Origin of the sequence: Nocardia sp. NPDC059240 (assembly GCF_042753865.1) — a bacterium.
In the GTDB taxonomy this organism is placed as follows: Bacteria; Actinomycetota; Actinomycetes; order Mycobacteriales; family Mycobacteriaceae; genus Nocardia.
Window position 1 is genome coordinate 140159 of sequence record NZ_JBHZAC010000015.1, and the last position, 17941, is coordinate 158099.

The window sequence follows — 17941 nt, forward strand, 5'->3', positions numbered from 1 at the left end:
AAGGGTTAGTGCAGCAATGACTGGGCAACACAGGAGATCCGAGCCGAATCCCCTCTCGCGCGCCATGTCGAGTCCCGCGCTGCGCACCACGCTGACCGTGGTGGCTATCCCGTTGAGCCTGATCCTGGCCCTGATGTTCGGCGTGATCGCCGGAACCCTGCTCGGGGTGTATGCGCCCGGGTCGTTGCCGCTGCCGAACTGAGCAGGTCAGGCGTGGTAGCCGAGGCGGCGGGAGATGGCCAGGGCTGAGTCCACTGCTTCCTGGGCTATTTCCGGGAAGCGATGTGCCGCAAAGCGATACGTCGGGCCGGAGACGCTCAAAGCTGCGATGATGCGGCCGTCGCTGTCGCGGATGGGGGCGGCGACGGCGTTGAGGCCGATCTCGAGTTCCTCTTCACAGCACGCCCATCCTTGTGCGCTGATCTCGACCAACTGCGCCTGCAGCACGGTCAGGTCGGTGACGGTGTTGGGTGCGAAGGATTCGAGGCGCTTGCGCAGGCGCGACTTCAGGTCGGCCGCGGGCAGGTCGGCGAGCAGCACCTTGCCGCTGGAAGTGGCGTGGGCCGGGCAGCTCTGACCGACCCAGGTGCGCAGGGCGATTCCGGCGGAGCCGACGGCCTCGGCGACATTGATGATGCGGTCGCTGTCGAGGATGGCGATATTGGTGGTCTCGCCGACGCGGGCGGCCAGTTCGTCGCAGATGTCCTGGCTCTGCCGGCGCAGATCCAGGTGGGCGCTGCTGGATCCGGCGAGCCGCACCACGGTGAAGCCGAGCCGGTATTTGCCGCGCTCGGAGAGCTGTTCGACATAGCCGCGCTGTTCGAGCACGGCCATCAGCCGCGACACCGTGGACTTGTGCACGCCGAGTTCGGCCGCGATCTCGGTGATCCCGGCCGAACCCAGCTTGGCCACGATTTCCAGGGCGGTCAGCGCCCGGTCCACGGACTGGACCGGGGCACCGGATTCCGGTTGTTTCGCCATAACACCCTCAGTTTATGCGGCACAGCGATTTCCGCTGGCCGGAGGCTCAGGGTGCGGCCGCCCGGATCAGGTCGGCACACTTCTCACCCATGGCCATGATGGTGATGTTGGGGTTCACCGCGGGCAGTTTCGGCATGGCCGAGGCGTCGACGACGCGCAGCCCGCGCACGCCCTTGACCCGCAGTTCGGGATCCAGCACCGCCATCGGATCGTCGATCGCGCCCATTCGTGCGGTGGCGGCCGGATGGTAGACGGTGTTGTGGGTCTTGTGCATGTAGTCGATGAGTTCGTCATCGGTGACCGCGTCGGGTCCGGGAGCCAATTCCCTTGCCACCCATTCCCGTAGCGGTGGCTGCTCGGCGATCCGGCGGGCAAGCCGGATACCGTGCAGCATCACCCGCTCATCGTGGCCGTCCGGATCGCTGAAGTAGCGGGGATCCACGCGCGGTTTGTCGCGGAAGTCCCGGGAGCGCAATCGCACGGTGCCGCGTGAATGTCCTTGCGTCACATTGGGTGTGAGGCAGAACCCGTTCTCCGTGGTGGGATAGCCCCAGCGCACGGTGTTCATGTCGAACGGAACGCTGCCGTAGTGCATCATCAGATCCGGCTGGGTGAGACCGGGTTCGGTGGTGGCGAACAGCCCGATCTCCCACCACTGGGTGGAGCTGGTGACCATGGGGCACGGAGACTCCCAGAACACCAGGCCCTCGACATGGTCGTCGAGGTTGGAGCCGACGCCGGGTGAATCCACGCGCACGGGAATTCCCATGTCCCGCAGGTGTTCCGCCGGGCCGATGCCCGAAAGCATGAGCAGCTTGGGGGTGTCGATCGCGCCGGTGCTGATGATCACCTCGCGGCGGGCGCGCACGGTGTCGAACCCGGTGAGATCCGGTCGCCGATAACGCGCTCCGGTGGCGGAATCCGTTTCGTCGAACAGGATTTCACTGACCCAGCACCCCGTGCGGACCTCCAGGTTCCGTCGCTGCTCCATGATCGGATGCAGGTACGCATGCGACGAGGACATGCGCACGTTCTCGGCATCGGCATTGATCTGGAACCAGCCGGCCCCGTTGGTCACCGTCGTCCCGCGATTGAACTCCACGGTCGGCAGCCCGGCCAGCGCCGCAGCCTCGAGTACCGCGTCACCGCACGGGTCCTTGGCCGGGATATCCCGAATCTCCACGGTCCGTTGCAGTTTCGGCAGATACGGCAGCAGTCCGTCGGGTCCCCATCCGGTCGCGCCCAGCGCCTCCCATTCCGCGAGCCCCTCACGCGGCGGATGGAAGGCGATGCACGAGTTGTGCGAGGAGCAGCCGCCGAGCACCTTGGCGCGGGCGTGGCGCAGGAAGCTGTTGCCACTGGCCTGCGGTTCGACCGGATAGTCCCAGTCGTACCCGGATTCGAGCAGCAGCATCCAGTCTTCCAGCCGCAGGATGCGTTCGTCGCCGACATCGCTGGGCCCGGCCTCGAGCAGACAGACGGTGACGTCCGGGTCCTCGCTCAGCCGCGCGGCCACCACGCATCCGGCCGAACCGCCGCCGACGATCACATAGTCGAAGGTGTCGCTCATGACGCGGGCACCTCCGGTACCGCCTCGACCGCCGCGTGGGAGGCGAGGATCCCGATGACGCGAGTTCCCTTGAGCAGGTACCAGAGCAGGCCCGCGACGAAGATCGCACCGATGTAGAGGAACGCGCCCCAGGTGTTGTACCAGGGTCCGCCGTAGACGGCGGTGCGCGGCCAGGCCAGGTTGATCGCCATGCCCAGACCCCAGACCACGGCGACGACGTTCACCGGGAGACCCCAGCGCCCCATGGAGAAGTACCCCTCCGCGGCGAGCTCTTCGGGCCGCCAGCCGCCTTTGATCCGCTGCCACAGCATGGGCGCGGTGACCAGCAGGTACGCGAGGTAGATCATGATGACCGCGATCGAGGTGATCACCGTGAACACCTGCGGCTGACCGATATTGATGACCAGGATCAGCGCCGACAGCACACCGATCACCACGGCAGGAATCACCGGCGTCTTGTGTTTGGCGCTGACCCGCGCCAGCTTCTCCCCGAACGGCAGGGCATTGTCGCGGGCCATGGCGAAGGTGAGCCGGATGGCGGCGGTGTGCACGGCCAACGCGCACACGGTCACCGCGATCACGATGCAGACCAGGAAGACCTTGCCCAGCCAGCCCCACATCACCTGCTGGACAATGTATTGCAGCCCGCCGTCGGCGGTGCCCAGCTTGGGTTCGTCGAGGTGCGGCGCGGACATGACCGCGAACACCAGGATCGCGCCGCCGATCACGAAGGACGCCAACAGGGCTCGCAGAATCGCCTTCGGCGCGGTGCGGCGGGGTTCCACGGTCTCCTCACCGAGCGAGGAGGCGGTGTCGAAGCCGTACATGACGTAACCCGATGCCAGTGAGGCGACCAGGAACGCGCTCAGATAGCCGCCGCTCTGCCCGGCCCCGTAGCCGTGGCTGGAGAAGAACACGCCCGGACCACGGGTGGTGTGCACCGCGAGAATGATCGCGATCAGCACGGCGGCAATGAGTTCGATGAACACCCCGGTGCTGTTGATCATGGACATGAGCCGAACGCCGAAGGCGTTCACGACCGTGGTGAAGACGATGAGCACGGTGCCGAGGATGACGGCGTTGGTGGCGAAATCATGGGTGCCGGAGCCGTCCCCGACCAGCTGGAATCCGCTCCAGAGCTGCGGCAGATTCAGCTGATACGCGAGCACTACGGCCGACAGCGTGACGATGGAGGCGGTGAGCATGAGCCAGCCCGCCGACCAGCCGACGGCCCGGCTGCCGAGTTTCTTGGCCCAGTTGTAGACCGAGCCCGCCACCGGGTATTTGGCCGACAGCTCCATGAAGCACAGGGCAACGGCGAGCTGTCCGACGAAAACCAGTGGCCACGACCACAGATAGCCGGGTCCGGCGGTGCCGAAGCCGAAGTAGAACATCTGGAAGGTGCCGGTGAGAATGGAGATATAGGAGACGCCGGCGGCGAAACTGGAGAATTTCCCGAGGCTCCGGCTCAGGGATTCCCGGTAGCCGAAGTCCGCCATCCCGTGGTCGGGGGTGGGAGCGCTGGTTTCTGAAGGGGGACGGGTGGTGGTCATGACGGACCAACTTTCGAAATTAAACGCGCAGAACCATATTCAGTTGTCGGTGAACCAGCCGCCCACCGCGGGCGCGGTGTTGTGCCAGATGTGTTTCGTCTCCTGGTATTCCGCCAGGCCGCTCGGTCCGAGCTCGCGCCCGATCCCGGAACGGCCGAAGCCGCCCCATTCGGCTGCCGGGGCGTAGTAGCCGAAGTCGTTGAGCCACACCGTGCCGTGGCGCAGGGCGCGGGTGAAGCGTTCGCCGCGGGCCGCATCAGCGGTGCGGACGCCCGCGGCCAGCCCGTAGGAGGTGTCATTGCCGAGGGCGAGGGCCTGCTCGTCGGTGCTGAAGCGTTCGACGGTCAGGATGGGGCCGAAGGTCTCCTCCTGGACGATGCGCATGCCGCGATCGCAGTGGTCGAAAATGGTGGGCGGATAGAAGCTTCCGGCTTGCAGCGCGGGATCATCGGGTCGCTTGCCACCGGTGACGAGCCGCGCACCACCCGAGAGACCGAGTGCCACATAGGCTTCCACCTTCGCCCGGTGCGCCTCGGAGACCAGCGGCCCGGTCTCGCTGGCGGGATCCATCCCCGGCCCGATCCGGATCCGTTCCGCACGGGCGACCAGGGCCGTCACGAACTCGTCGGCGATGGACTCGTGGATGATCAATCGTGTTCCGGCCGAACACACTTGACCCGAGTGCAGGAAGACGCCGGTCAGCACGGCGTCCACCGCGCTGACGAAATCGGCGTCCGGGAACACGATGTGCGGGTTCTTACCGCCGAGTTCGAGAGCGACCCGGGTGATGTGCCGGGCGGCATTCCCCGCGATGGCCGCACCCGTCGCCGCGCCACCGGTGAACGAGATGAGATCCACGTCCGGCGTATCGGTCAGCGCGGAACCAACTGTGGCACCGCTACTTTGGATCAGATTCACTACCCCCGGTGGCACCCCGGCCCGATCGATGAGCCGGACCAGCGCGATGGTGCTCAGCGGCGTGACCTCGCTGGGTTTGGCCACCATCGTGCACCCGGCTGCCAGCGCCGGCGCGATCTTCCACGACATCTGCAGCAGCGGATAGTTCCATGGCGCGATGAGCGCGCAGACACCGACGGGCTCACGCACGACGCGGCTGATGACGACCGGGTCACCGGTATCGACGAGCCGGTCCGCGCCGGTTGCGGCGAGCGCGGCGTAGTAGCGGAAGACCGCGATCACGTCGTCGATGTCGATATAGCTCTCGCGCAACGTCTTTCCGGTGTCGAGGGTCTCGATGCGGGCCAGGTGATCGCGCTCGGCGGCCAGCAGGTCCGCGATCCGCAGCAGGTATCCGATGCGCTCGGACACGGGTGTCGCGGGCCAGCCGCCGGTGTCGAAGGCGGCGCGGGCCGCCGCGACCGCCGCCACCGCGTCCGCTCGATCGGCCTCGTCCACGGTGGCGATGACGCTCCCGTCGGCGGGATTCACGATGTCACGGGTGCCACCACCCAGTGCGTTCGTCCACTTCCCATCGATGTACAGGCAAGGAGCGCAACAGAGTTCGTCGCCGTTCAGCAATATGGGATCGTTCAGCATTCCGGATCCTCGATCCGCCCCCGAGCCCAGGCATGGAATTCGGCGATATGATGTTCGGCCGGAACCAGTACCCCGCCGTTGCGGTAGGCCCGCGACGACATGGCGGGCTGGGTACGTTCGCAGGCCGCGAAATCCTGTTCGTTCACCCGATGGAACAGTTCCACGGAATGGTCGAGCACGCCGCCGGATCGCAGCACATCGGGTGCGTAGAGCCAATCGCATTCGACGACGGTGCGATCGTGGGCCAGCGGGTACATGCGGTGGAAGATGACGTGATCGGGCACGAGATTCACGAAGACCGTCGGCCGGATGGTGATGGCGAAGTACTTGCGATCCTGTTCGGGGGCGAGACCGGGCAGCGCCTCGAATCCGGCACGACCGTCCACGGTGAAGCCGTCGATGCGCTCGCCGAATTCCGCCCCGTGCCCGACGTAGTATTGCGCCGCATAGCCTTTCGCGAATTCCGGCAGCACTTCGACCAGTTCGGGGTGGATGGCCGCGCAGTGGTAGCACTCCATGAAGTTCTCGACGATCAGTTTCCAGTTGGCGGCCACGTCGTAGACCACCCGCTTGCCCAGCGCCAGCCGTTCCATGCCGTAGCCGTCGATGGCGGCCGGATCACCCAGGCGGCCGGTGACCGCGCCGATGACGTCGGTCTCGAAGGAGGGTGGTTCGTCGGCCAGGCACACCCACGCGTAACCGAGCCATTCGCGCAGCGCGACCGGGATGAGGCCGTAGGCGACCCGGTCGATGGGTGCACCCGAATCATCCTGCAGCGTCGAGATATTCGGTGCCGCGACCAGCTTGCCGTCGAGCGCGTAGGACCAGGCGTGATACGGGCAGCGCAGCGTGCGCCGCACCTGCCCCTCGCTCTCGGTGCAGATCAGTGCGCCACGGTGGCGGCACACGTTCAGGAAGGCGCGCAGTTCGCCGTCGTGGCCGCGCACGATGAGCACGCTCTCGCGTCCGACCTCGACCCGCCGGAAGGCCCCCGGTTCGGTGAGATCGGCGGATCTGGCCGCGCAGAACCACATCCGTTCGAAGATGCGCTCCTGTTCCTTGGCGAAAACCGCGGGGTCGCAGTAGTACTCGCCGCCGAGGGTGGGGATCAGTGCCGAACTCACAGGGATACCAGCCTTTGCGGGGCGAACAGGTCGATGGGGTGTCGCGTGCTACCGGTCATGGCCAGGTCGGCGAGGATCTCGCCCACGACCGGCACGAATTTGAAGCCGTGTCCGGAAAATCCGCAGGCCACGGTGACCGCGGCGTGCGCGGGATGGCGGGCGACCACGAAATGCTGGTCGGCGGTATTGGAGTACATGCAGGTGGCCGCGTGCAGGGAGCGGCCGACCAGTGCGGGCAGCAGTTCGCGGACCCGCGTGCGCATTTCGGTGATCTCCTCCGGATGCACCGTCCGATCGATGGTGTCCGGGGTACAGGGGATGCCCTTGCGGAAGAACGCGGTCTTCACGCCGCCGTCGGGACCGTCGATGGCGGGGAAGCCGTATATCTGTGCGCCATCGTCATTCTCGGCGATGTAGATGGGGTCGCCCTCGAACTTGCGGGAGCCGACGACCGGGTCGAACCAGTACATCACCTGACGTTCGATCTCGATCCCGATGCCGAGGTCGGCGAGCAGTTCCGGTGCCCAGGCTCCGGGGCAGATCACCAACTGTCCGGCGCTGAACACACCCGAGCCGGTGGTGACGCTGACACCGGACCCCGTGTCCCGCCACGATTCGACCACCTCGCCGTAGCGGAGGGTCGCACCGTGCGCGGCGGCCAAATCCAGGTGCGCCGCGACCGTGCGTTCGGGCCGGGCGAATCCGGCCAGCTCCTCGTAGAGGCCGATGAAATGCGGTTCGGGCGCGAAATTCGGGAAGCGGGAACGGATTTCGCCGGCGTCCAGGAGATCGTGCGGCAGCGACCAGGCCCGGCTGGCGCGTATGCTCCCGGCCACGGTCAGGCTCTCGGCCGGCCCGACGTAGAGGCCCCCGGTGAGCCGGTACACCTCGGCCGCCGAGTCGCGGGCCAGCTGTTCCCACAGTTCGTAGGCACGCAACAGCAGCGGCACGTAGGCGGGATCCTCGAAATAGGACTGCCGGATGATCCGCGACCCACCGTGGCTGGAGCCGCGATCGTGCGCGGGGGTGAAGCGTTCCAGGCCGAGTACGCGCTGCCCGCGCCGTGCCAGGTGGTAGGCGGCGGCACTGCCCATGCCGCCCAGGCCGATGACGATGACGTCGTAGGTTTCGGTCATGCGGTTACCTCCGAATCCGCGCGAGCTCGGGGTCGACCACCGGATCGGTGTGCACCCGTGCGGTGAATCTCTCGGTCAGATAGTCGATTTCGACCGCGTCGCCCGGTGCGACCGCTGCCGGGAGCCAGGCGTAGGCGAGGGTGCGGCCGACGGTGGACGAATAGCCGGCGCTGGTGATGTATCCGGCGACACTGCCGTCGACGGACACGGGTTCCTTGCCCAGCACGACCGCCGCCGGGTCGTCGAGGACCAGGGTGCGCAGTAGACGGTCCGGCGGCGGTGCGGCCTCCAGCGCCTTCTTCCCGAGGAAGTCGGATTTGTTCATGCGGACCGCGAACCCGAGACCGGCCGCGTCGGGGGTGTGCTCGGTGGTCATATCGGTGCCCCAGGACCGGTAGCCCTTTTCCAGGCGCAGGCTGTTGAACGCGATCCGTCCGGCCGCGATGGCCCGGTGCGCGCGACCGGACTCCCACAGTAGATCCCACAGTGCCGCACCGCATTCGGCACCGGTGTAGATCTCCCAGCCGAGTTCACCGACATAGGAGACGCGCAGCATGGTGACCGGGATCGAGCCCAGGAACGTCTGTTTGGCCTTGAAGTACCCGAAACCCTTGTGTGACAGATCATCCGGGCACAGCGGTTGCACCAGATCCCTGGCGCTCGGACCCCATACGCCGACACAGCAGGTGCCGCCGGTGATGTCGCGCAGTGTGACACTGCCGTCGCCGGGCAGGTGGCGGGCGAACCAGTCGAAGTCGAGCGGGCCGTTCACACCTACTTGGAAGAGGTTCTCTTCCAGGCGCGCGACGGTCAGATCACTGCGCACTCCCCCGTTCGCGTCCAACAGCAGCGTGTAGGTGACCGCGCCGGGCTTCTTTCCGACATCATTGGTGGTCAATTCCTGCAGGAACGCGGTCGCGCCCGCGCCGGAGATCTCGTAGCGGGTCAGCGGCGTCATGTCGTAGAGAGCGACATGCGTTCGCGTCCAGACCGCTTCGGCGATCGAGATGGGCGAGTAGAAGCGAGCCGCCCACTCGTCGCGTACCGGGACGGCCACCCCGTCGGCGGCCACCTCGTCCAGCAACGCGGCATTGGCATCGAACCAGGCCGGACGTTCCCACAGCGCGCCCTCGAAGAAGAACGCGCCCAGCTCCCGCTGCCGGGCATGGAACGGGCTGGTACGCACTTCCCTCGGCGCGCTGCGGTATTGGTGCGGATGCAGGATGTCGTACACCTCGACGAAGGCCTGCACGCTGGTCTGCCGGATGAACTCCGGACTCAGCGCCGCCGCCTCGAATCGATACAGGTCGGCCTCGTGCAGGTCGATATCGGTGCTGCCGTCCACGATCCAGTGCGCGACCGCCCGCGCCACTCCGGCCGAATGCGTCACCCAGACCGCCTCGGCCACCCAGAATCCGGCCAGCTCGCGGTGCTCGCCGAGGATCGGGTAGCCGTCGGGGGTGAAGGAGAAGATGCCGTCGAACGCCTCGTCCACGGCGGTTTCCCGCAACGCGGGCAGCAGATCGACGCTGTGCGCCCAGGCCGGATCGAACTCCGCCGGTGTGAACGGCAGCATGGACGGCATCGGCTGACCCGCGGTGTCGCGCAGCAGGGTGTCCATATCGACCGGTCGCGGTGTGTGCCCGTAGTAGCCGATGCCGATGCGGTCGCCATAGGTGCGGTAATACAGGTCGGCGTCCTGATGCCGCAGGATCGGCAGCAACGTGTGCGGGTCCAGCGCGGGCACCGGCCCGGTCTTGGCGAACTGGTGTGCCATGGGCACCAGCGGCACGGTGAGACCGACCTGCTTACCCAATTCCGCACCCCAGAATCCGGCCGCGCTCACCACGATGTCGGCCGGGATCTCCTGACCGTCACGGGTGCGCACACCGGTGACCCGGCCGTGCGCCGAAAGCACCTCGACCACTTCGCAATAGCCGATGAAGCGCGCCCCACGATCGGCAGCCGCGTCGGCCTGCCGTTCGGCGGCGCGGACCGCGTTCGCCAAACCGTCTGTGGGCGTATGGAATCCGCCGAGGATCCGGTCCGGGTCGAGCAGCGGGTGCAGTGCCGCGCATTCGCCGGCGTCCAGCAGCCGCGACTCGATGCCCCAGGCGCGGGCCCAGCCGTGGCGGCGGTGCAGTTCGGTCCAGCGCGCCGGGGTGGTGGCCACCTCCAGACCGCCGAGGGCGTCGAAAGCGTCCAGCGCGCCGAACTTCTCGACGGTGTAGCGGGCCAGCTCCGTCATGGTCTTCGACGAATTGGTCTGGAACACCAGACCCGGTGCGTGCGAAGTGGATCCGCCGGTCCGGAACAGCGGGCCCCGATCCAGGACGGTGACCTCGGTCCAGCCGAGCCGGGTGATCTCTTCCGCCAGGGCGGTGCCCACGATTCCCGCACCGATGATGACGACTCGCGGCTGCATGACCGAGCCTCCAGAGTGTTGCGTATTGCGCACCATGTGCCGTAATACGCAACTATGCTCCGCCCGGTACGCACGGCTGTCAACCGGAATGGAATTATTCGTATTCCGTTTGTTTCCCTGGCATTTCGGCGTGTGACCGGGAGTTTTCGGTTACCATTCCGAACCCCGCAGCCAGCCTCCCGAACCCCGCACGCAAGAGGCCCGGCAGCGAATCTTTCGCTGCCGGGCCTCTCATCGATCGGCCGTCAGGGGCGCATACCGGACTCCGTCCAGCGCCGGAAAACCTCCACCCGCTCGGCCGGCCACGCACCGTCGCAGGGCATGGTCCCCGCGGCCAGGCGGTCGAGAATCTCCGCGGCATGTTTGCTGACGTCGTCGAGGGACCACAGGTCGAACACGAAGCTCATCGACCGCTGATCCTGCTCGCGGAACAGGGGTTTGATGTGTGCTCCGAAACCGACGGCCTCCTCGGGGCCGGGCAATTCCGGTTCCGACGCTTCGGCGGCGGGCTGTGCGGTCGCGGCGGGCGGTCCGAGTGGACCCCAATCCCATTCCGGCGCCCCACCTTCGGCGGTCGATGCCCATTCCACGAAAGCGGCGAAGGCGGAACGGAATTCGGCCTCCTGCGGCAGTCCGCTCTCGCGTGCCGCCCGCAGGCACAGCTGCGCCCAGCGCTCCTGCTGTGCGGCGGTGAGGGCGGGCCGCTGCGGTGCATCCCCGGTGGCATCGGGTGCGCCGAAGGCCGCCGCCATCCAATCCGCTTCGCGCCGTGCGCGATCCGCGTCGGCGTCACCGAAGGTCGCCGCCAGCAGCGGATCGTCGGGAATCAGCTTCTCGTAGAGCAGCGCGGTCATCCGCCGCAGCGCGGGGTATCCGCCCGCCCATTCGAACAGTGTCGGCTCCTGTCCCGGCGCGAGGACCGGGTCCTGGAAGCCGACGTACCAGTGCATTCCGCTGCAGAACGGCTTGTTGCGGGATTGCCCGCAACGGCACAGCGCGTAATGCTCGACGGAGGCACCCTGGGCCCGCTCGATGCCGCCGCCGTCGGGTCCGGTCAAGGCGATCGAGCCGCGAATGCGGTACGGCCCGTCCTTGGTCACCTCGACTTCCGGGGCACGGGTTCCGCCCCAGTCGGTGAGGTCGCGGGCCTCGATGCCGTCGAAGGCCATACCCAGCGCACCCGAGGGGCAGGCACGCACGGCCCGGACGATCTCGTCCATCCGGCCGCCATTGGGCGCGACGAAAGGCTCTGTGCCAGTCCGGAATACGGCAGCAAGCCGGTCGGTGCAGAGCCCTGAGTGCTGGCAGATCCCGCGATTGTCGAACACCGTGACCTGTTCGCCCGCATAGTCGTCACGGTGATCCGGCACTCGGGCCGGGTCTTTGGCATCATTGAACCCGATACGGGCGTGGCTGCCGTCGCAGAGCGGTGTGAGTGCCGACGCACCGCATCGGCACAGCGCGACCGTGGGTCCGACCTCCAACGGCAGTCCGAGGTGGTCGACGATCGCCACATTCGTCCCCAGGTACGGTCCATTCTTCGCCGGACAGATCGACGCGACCATCCCGGTCTGCAGGCGCGCGAATTCCGCACGCAGCCCGCTTCTGTCACCGACGGTGCGCACCGCGCAGGCCAGATCCTGCAGCGCGGCGGTCGCCTCCACGAGTTCCGGCGAATCGAGTCGGCCCCTCAGGCGGGTGGCGGTGAGGGCGAGCGTCCGGAGCCGCTCCGCGGGGCTGGGTTGCTCGCCGGATGTGCCGGTGCGGCCCGCCTCCGCCCCGGGCAGGGACGAGACGGACGGTTCGGCGGCTCGGCCATCGGGCATGCGCGCCGCAGGCCAACCCGTCGCACCCGCAGCACCGAGTCCCTGCCGGAGCAGCGCTTCCGACAACGGCCGGAGCACACTGTCGGACAGCCGCGCGAGGACATTTGCGGGGATCCGCTGCCGGGTGAGCGCGAATACGTCGTCGAACAACTCGGCGAGCGCGCCACCGCCCTCGATTCCGCCTGTGCGCCCGGCGAATTCATCGGCCCGCTGCCGAGCAGCGGCGGCGACCGCCGGATCGGTGCCCAGGATCTCGGGCCGGGCGTGCGCTTTCCAGCTCGGGAAGTGCGCGGCCAGGGTGGCCTGAATATCGCCGAACGCCTTGCTGACCGGGGCCAGCTGCTCCCCCACCGCCGCGGGCAGATCGCCCCGGATGGCGTCGCTCAACGCCACCGCCTCCCCGAGGCGTTCGGTCAGCAGCGTCCACGCGGCCTCGCGGTGCGGCATCAAATAGTCGGTCTCGTAGAACAATTCGAAGCTGGGGCCCACCGTCTTACCGGGATGATCGGGCCCGGCAGGGAGGGTGGTGATGAGTTCGCCCAGCGGGCGGATGACCCCGAACATGAGCGAGACCGTGGCATCGGCCAGGGTCTGCAGTTGCGCGTCGGACTCCTCGGTGTGAGCGAAGAAGCGTTCGAAGATCTGCAGCAGGATCTCGTAGCCGACATTGAACAGGTCGGTGACGCGCGCGGTGTCCGGGTCGCTGATCAGCGGGACCTCGAAATCCCGTTCGGGCGCACGGACATTGGCGGCCAGGACCGGTCGGGTCGGCTGGAAGCCGGGGTTGTCGCTCATGCATTGCCGCAGCTCGTCGAGGATCTTGACGAACTGCCCGAAGTGGGCGTCACGCCAGTCGCCGCGCGCGCCCTCGCCCTGTTCGAGAATGGTGTCGATGGCCCGTTTCGCCGAGGCCACATCGGTCACCGCCACCAATTCCGGCCACTGGAAGTGCTTGCTGGTCGCCTGGGCCCGGCGTGGCCCCACGAAAAGCCAGCGCTCACCGTACTTCTCGGCCAGATGCCCGATGCCGTGTTCGATGGAACGGTACAGGTGCCCGACGGTCGCGAAATCCTGCAGCCTGGGCACGATTTCGCCCTGCTGCATATGCGCGGCGGCGCGGCCCACGGCCTCGATGCCCTCGGCATCGTCGAGCTCCATGCCCTCCGGGCGTTCCAGGAACATGAAGTGCCGCAACGCCGGTTCCCCGAACGGCAGCAGCGCCAGCTGCACGCCCGCCGGATAGTGCGCGGCCGGCAGCGGCAGATTGGGCCGGGCCATGTGCGGGGCGGCCCCGATGGCGGAGAGCAGATTGTGCACCAGCGACAGGTGCAGCATCTCCTGGGTTGCCACGTGCGACACCAGCTTTCGCCAGCGCGTCACCTTCTCGAGCTCGTCGGCGCTCAACCCCTCCGCGGTGGAGGTCTTGAGCGAGAAGGCCGCGAACAGGTACTGGCACATGATGCCGTGTTCGAGTTCGGCGGCCTGGCAGAGCATGTAGATGAGGGCCTCGCGGTGTTCGATGACGAACGGCGCTTCCGGGGCCGCGAGCCCGCCGCGGGCGGCGAGGGTCCGGGCCAGTGCGCCCTGACCCGTCTGAGGAGGGATTTCGGGCGCATATTCGCTCATGCGCGTATGCCTTTCGGAATCAGCACGAAGTCGTCCGGCTTCCATCATCGTCCCGGAATCCGGGCGTCGCCGAATGTTTCGCTGCCCGAGAAAGTGTCAATCTCCCTACCGGTACCGGGGAACCAGACCGGGCACGCTGATGTATTGCGACACGCTCATCCGCGGGTTCGGCCCTGCTACCTTCGAGAATGCGGTAACCGCAAAGGCAAGGAGCATGCCATGGGCATCATTACGATGATCATCATCGGACTGATCGCGGGCGCGATCGCCCGCCTCGTGGTCCCCGGCAAGGAGAATTTCGGCATCATCTGGACTGCGGTCCTCGGCATCGTCGGCGGCTACGTCGGCGGCACCCTGGGCAGTCTGGTCTTCTCCCCGCACCACTTCGACGTTCATCCCCCGGTCAAACACGCCTTCATCGGCGCCATCATCGGCGCGATCGTGCTGTTGGCCCTCTACAAGTGGATCCGCGCCCGGGTCTGATCCGCCGCCTCCCACCACCTCACCCAACCACAACGGGGCGGGGCCGCTGACCTGCGGCTCCGCCCCTTTGGTGTGTCGGCGTTCTTGCGCGCGATGAGGGTCCGCACAATCCCGCCGCCACGACGCCGGTCCCACGGCGCCCTCAGCCGTAGGTGGTCTACGGCCCGAGTTCTACGTATCTACTAAGTAGATACGTAGAACATATCAGTCGCCCCGACGAAGATCAATCAACGCCGACGGGTTCGATGCCCGGCCGGGGCGGTGCGGATGATCCGGACATTCATGGCGCAGACTGGGGACCGGTGTGCCCATCGACCCTCGACCGGGAGACTCCGTATGACCTCGATCGACTCGCGCCTGCCGCAGCTGCGCAACCTCGTCACCGAACTGCCGGGGCCACGCTCACAGGCCCTGACCGCCCGGCGGAAGGCGGCCGTCGCGGCGGGGGTGGGGTCTTCGGTGCCGGTGTACGCGGCGGATGCCGACGGCGGGGTCATCGTGGATGTGGACGGGAACTCGCTGATCGATCTGGGGTCCGGCATCGCGGTCACCTCGGTCGGCGCCTCGGATCCGACGGTCGCCGAGGCCGTGGCCGAGCAGGCCGCGCGCTTCACCCACACCTGCTTCATGGTCACCCCGTACGAGGGCTACATCCGGGTGGCCGAGGAACTGGCCGCGCTCACCCCCGGCGACTTCGACAAGCGGACGGTGCTGTTCAACTCGGGCGCGGAGGCGGTGGAGAACGCGGTCAAGGTGGCACGGCTGGCCACCGGCCGCAGCGCGGTGGCGGCCTTCGACCACGCCTATCACGGCCGCACCAATCTGACCATGGCGCTCACCGCGAAAGCCATGCCGTACAAGGCGAACTTCGGGCCGTTCGCGCCGGAGATCTACCGGCTGCCCATGTCCTACCCGTTCCGCGACGGCCTGACCGGGGAACAGGCTGCGCAGCGGGCGATTTCGCAACTCGAGGTGCAGATCGGGGCCGATTCGCTGGCCGCTCTGCTGATCGAGCCGATCCAGGGCGAGGGCGGATTCATCGTGCCCGCACCGGGATTCCTCGCCACGCTCGCGGAATGGGCACGCGCACACGGGGTGGTGTTCATCGCCGACGAGGTGCAGACCGGATTCGCCCGTACCGGAGCCTGGTTCGCGTGCGAGCACGAGGGCATCGTGCCCGACCTGGTCACCATGGCCAAGGGCATCGCGGGCGGCATGCCGCTCTCGGCCGTCACCGGGCGCGCCGACCTGCTGGACCGGGTGCACGCGGGCGGGCTGGGCGGAACCTACGGCGGCAATCCGGTGGCGTGCGCGGCCGCGCTGGCCAGCCTCGAGGTGATGCGGGCACTCGACCTCCCGGCACGGGCGCGGGCCATCGAGGCGGCCGTGCGGCCGGCATTGCGCGAATTGGCCGATGCCACCGGCGTTATCGGTGACGTGCGCGGGCGGGGAGCCATGCTGGCCCTCGAATTCGTCCGGCCGGGCGGCAGTACCCCCGATCCGGTCCTCACCAAAGCCGTTGCCGCCGAATCTCTCTCACGCGGGGTGGTGCTGCTCACCTGCGGCACCTTCGGAAATGTGATTCGGCTGTTGCCACCGCTGGTGATCGGCGACGAGTTGCTCGCCGAAGGCATCGAAGTGCTGGCCACGGTGGTCCGGGAGCTGACCGCGGTATAGGGACATTCGACCCGAAATAGGGATTATCCGAATCACACACTGCTCGGCCGTATTACGGAACACTTTGCCTGCCGGGAATCGGGCGTGAAAGCTGCTACTACACACCCGAATTCACTCAGGAGCAGGAATATGGTCGAAACCCCGTTCGCCGATCCGTCCGAGATCGAGATTCCGCCGGGCACCACGCTCACCGATCTCCTCGACGAACGGGCCTCGGCGCACGGGGACGCCATCGCGTATCGCTATGTCGACTATTCCCGCGAGCTCGAGGGGGAATACCGCGAGCTCACCTGGTCACAATTCCAGTTGCGGGTGTACGCGGTGGCGGCACGCATCCAGCGGGTGAGCGCGCCCGGCGACCGGGTGGCGGTGCTGTGCCCGCACGGATTGGATTATGTGGTCGCGTTTTTCGCGGCCATCGCGGCGGGCGCGATCGCGGTGCCACTGTTCACACCCGACGAACCCGGGCACACCGATCGCCTGCACGCGGTGCTCGGCGACAGCGATCCCGCGGTCATTCTCACCACCGTCTCGGCAGCGGCCGGGGTGCGCGAGTACTTCGGCCGCCGCCCCGGCACGGCCGGGCCGCGCCTCATCGCCGTCGACGCCGTCCCCGACGCGCTCGAGGCGAGCTGGAAACGCCCCGGCAGCACCGCCGATTCCATTGCCTACCTGCAATACACGTCCGGTTCGACGCGAACGCCCGCGGGCGTGGAGATCACCCATCGCGCGGTCGCCACCAACCTGTTGCAGCTGTGCGACGCGCTGGGGCTGGACGCGGATTCGCGCGGGGTGAGCTGGCTGCCGCTGTTCCATGACATGGGATTGCTGTGCGTGATCCTGCCGCTGGTGTGCGGACGGCACCTGACCCTGCTGTCACCGAGCGCGTTCATCCGGCGGCCGTACCGGTGGATCAAGGAGCTGGGCGCGGACGGCGGCGGCGTCTTCTCCGCCGCACCCAATTTCGCCTACGAGTACGCGGCCACCCGGGGCCGGCCCGCGGCGGGCACGCAGCTGGATCTCTCGAAGGTGATCGGCCTGATCAATGGCAGTGAGCCCGTGACGGTTTCGGCCATGCGGGCCTTCACCGAAGCGTTCGCGCCCTACGGGCTGCCGGAACATGCCGTGAAGCCCTGCTACGGCATGGCCGAGGCCACCGTGTTCGTCTCGGCCACCCCGGCCGCGGCGCCCGCGCGGGTCGTGCACGTGGATCGTGACCGGCTGGGCGAGGGCCGCATGACCCGCGTCGCCGCCGACCGGGAAGAGGCGGTGGCACAGGTCAGTTGCGGGCTGCCCGCGCGAGCGCAGTGGGCGGTGATCGCCGACCCGGATACCGGCCGGGAGCGGCCCGACGGCGCGGTCGGCGAAATCTGGCTGCACGGCGACAATCTCGGCACCGGATATTGGAACCGGCCCGACGAGACCGAGCAGACGTTCCGGAATCGACTGCGGCGCAAGCTGTCCGAGCAGAGTCACGCCGACGGCGCGCCCGCCGAGGCCCGCTGGCTGCGCACCGGCGACTTCGGCGCGTATCTGGGTGGTCAGCTGTATGTGACCGGCCGGGTCAAGGATCTGGTGATCGTCGGCGGCCGCAATCACTATCCGCAGGATCTCGAATACTCCGCCCAGGACGCCAGCACCGCGCTGCGACCCGGATTCGTGGCGGCCTTCGCGGTGCCCGCCAACCGCCTGCCCGAACACGCGCTGGCCCAGCGCCCGCCCACCGCACCGGATGACAGTTCGAATCAGCTGATCCTGGTGGCCGAACGGGCGGCGGGCATCGGCACGCTCGACCCGGATCTGGTCACCGCCCGGGTGCGGGCCGCCCTGTCGGTGCGCCACGGTGTGTCGATTCGGGATCTGCTGCTGGTCCCGGCCGGCACCATCCCGCGCACTTCCAGCGGCAAGATCGCGCGGCGGGCCTGCCGCGCGGCCTATCTGGACGGCACCCTCGCCCGCACGGTCCGCCGCTGATCAGCCGCC

Annotated in this window: 12 protein-coding genes; 4 read left to right on the top strand and 8 right to left on the bottom strand. The window is 67.7% G+C overall.

All coding sequences use genetic code 11. The features are described from left to right. Window positions 1-16 precede the first annotated feature (16 nt). Window positions 17-202: a hypothetical protein gene (locus tag ACFXHA_RS39565; protein ID WP_379365543.1), complete on the top strand. Its 186-nt coding sequence runs from the start codon at window positions 17-19 to the stop codon at window positions 200-202. Window positions 203-207: 5 nt separating this feature from the next. Here ACFXHA_RS39565 and ACFXHA_RS39570 read toward each other — a convergent pair whose 3' ends face one another. The 8 genes from ACFXHA_RS39570 to ACFXHA_RS39605 form a co-directional block, all read right to left on the bottom strand. Next, a complete protein-coding gene (locus tag ACFXHA_RS39570) occupies window positions 208-981 on the bottom strand; it encodes an IclR family transcriptional regulator (RefSeq protein WP_379365545.1) in 774 nt (257 codons plus the stop codon). 46 nt (window positions 982-1027) lie between these two features. After that, window positions 1028-2551: a GMC family oxidoreductase gene (locus ACFXHA_RS39575; protein WP_379365547.1), complete on the bottom strand. Its 1524-nt coding sequence runs from the start codon at window positions 2549-2551 to the stop codon at window positions 1028-1030. Then, entirely contained in the window at window positions 2548-4050 is a 1503-nt protein-coding gene (locus ACFXHA_RS39580; RefSeq protein ID WP_379365665.1) for an APC family permease, read from the bottom strand. Before ACFXHA_RS39580 ends, ACFXHA_RS39575 begins: the two co-directional genes overlap by 4 nt. A 93-nt stretch (window positions 4051-4143) precedes the next feature. Beyond that, a complete protein-coding gene (locus ACFXHA_RS39585) occupies window positions 4144-5661 on the bottom strand; it encodes an aldehyde dehydrogenase family protein (RefSeq protein WP_379365549.1) in 1518 nt (505 codons plus the stop codon). Beyond that, on the bottom strand, window positions 5655-6791 hold the full coding sequence (locus ACFXHA_RS39590) for an aromatic ring-hydroxylating dioxygenase subunit alpha (protein WP_379365667.1): 1137 nt from the start codon (window positions 6789-6791) through the stop codon (window positions 5655-5657). The genes ACFXHA_RS39585 and ACFXHA_RS39590 overlap by 7 nt, the downstream gene beginning before the upstream one ends. Further along, window positions 6782-7921, bottom strand: a complete 1140-nt coding sequence (gene solA, locus ACFXHA_RS39595) for an N-methyl-L-tryptophan oxidase (protein WP_379365551.1) — start codon at window positions 7919-7921, stop codon at window positions 6782-6784. The genes ACFXHA_RS39590 and solA overlap by 10 nt, the downstream gene beginning before the upstream one ends. Window positions 7922-7925: 4 nt before the next feature. After that, complete coding sequence (locus tag ACFXHA_RS39600; protein ID WP_379365553.1) at window positions 7926-10346, bottom strand: FAD-dependent oxidoreductase; 2421 nt, start codon at window positions 10344-10346, stop codon at window positions 7926-7928. Between the two features lie 245 nt (window positions 10347-10591). Continuing rightward, a complete protein-coding gene (locus ACFXHA_RS39605) occupies window positions 10592-13798 on the bottom strand; it encodes a ferritin-like domain-containing protein (protein WP_379365555.1) in 3207 nt (1068 codons plus the stop codon). A 219-nt stretch (window positions 13799-14017) separates the two neighbouring features. On the opposite strand from ACFXHA_RS39605, the gene ACFXHA_RS39610 reads away from it, so the two are divergent. The 3 genes from ACFXHA_RS39610 to ACFXHA_RS39620 all read left to right on the top strand — a co-directional run bounded on the left by ACFXHA_RS39610 (window position 14018) and on the right by ACFXHA_RS39620 (window position 17932). Next, entirely contained in the window at window positions 14018-14281 is a 264-nt protein-coding gene (locus ACFXHA_RS39610) for a GlsB/YeaQ/YmgE family stress response membrane protein (RefSeq protein WP_379365557.1), read from the top strand. Window positions 14282-14617: 336 nt separating this feature from the next. Further along, complete coding sequence (gene gabT / locus ACFXHA_RS39615) at window positions 14618-15958, top strand: 4-aminobutyrate--2-oxoglutarate transaminase (protein ID WP_379365559.1); 1341 nt, start codon at window positions 14618-14620, stop codon at window positions 15956-15958. 129 nt (window positions 15959-16087) lie between these two features. Continuing rightward, a complete protein-coding gene (locus tag ACFXHA_RS39620) occupies window positions 16088-17932 on the top strand; it encodes an AMP-binding protein (RefSeq protein WP_379365561.1) in 1845 nt (614 codons plus the stop codon). Window positions 17933-17941: the final 9 nt, after the last annotated feature.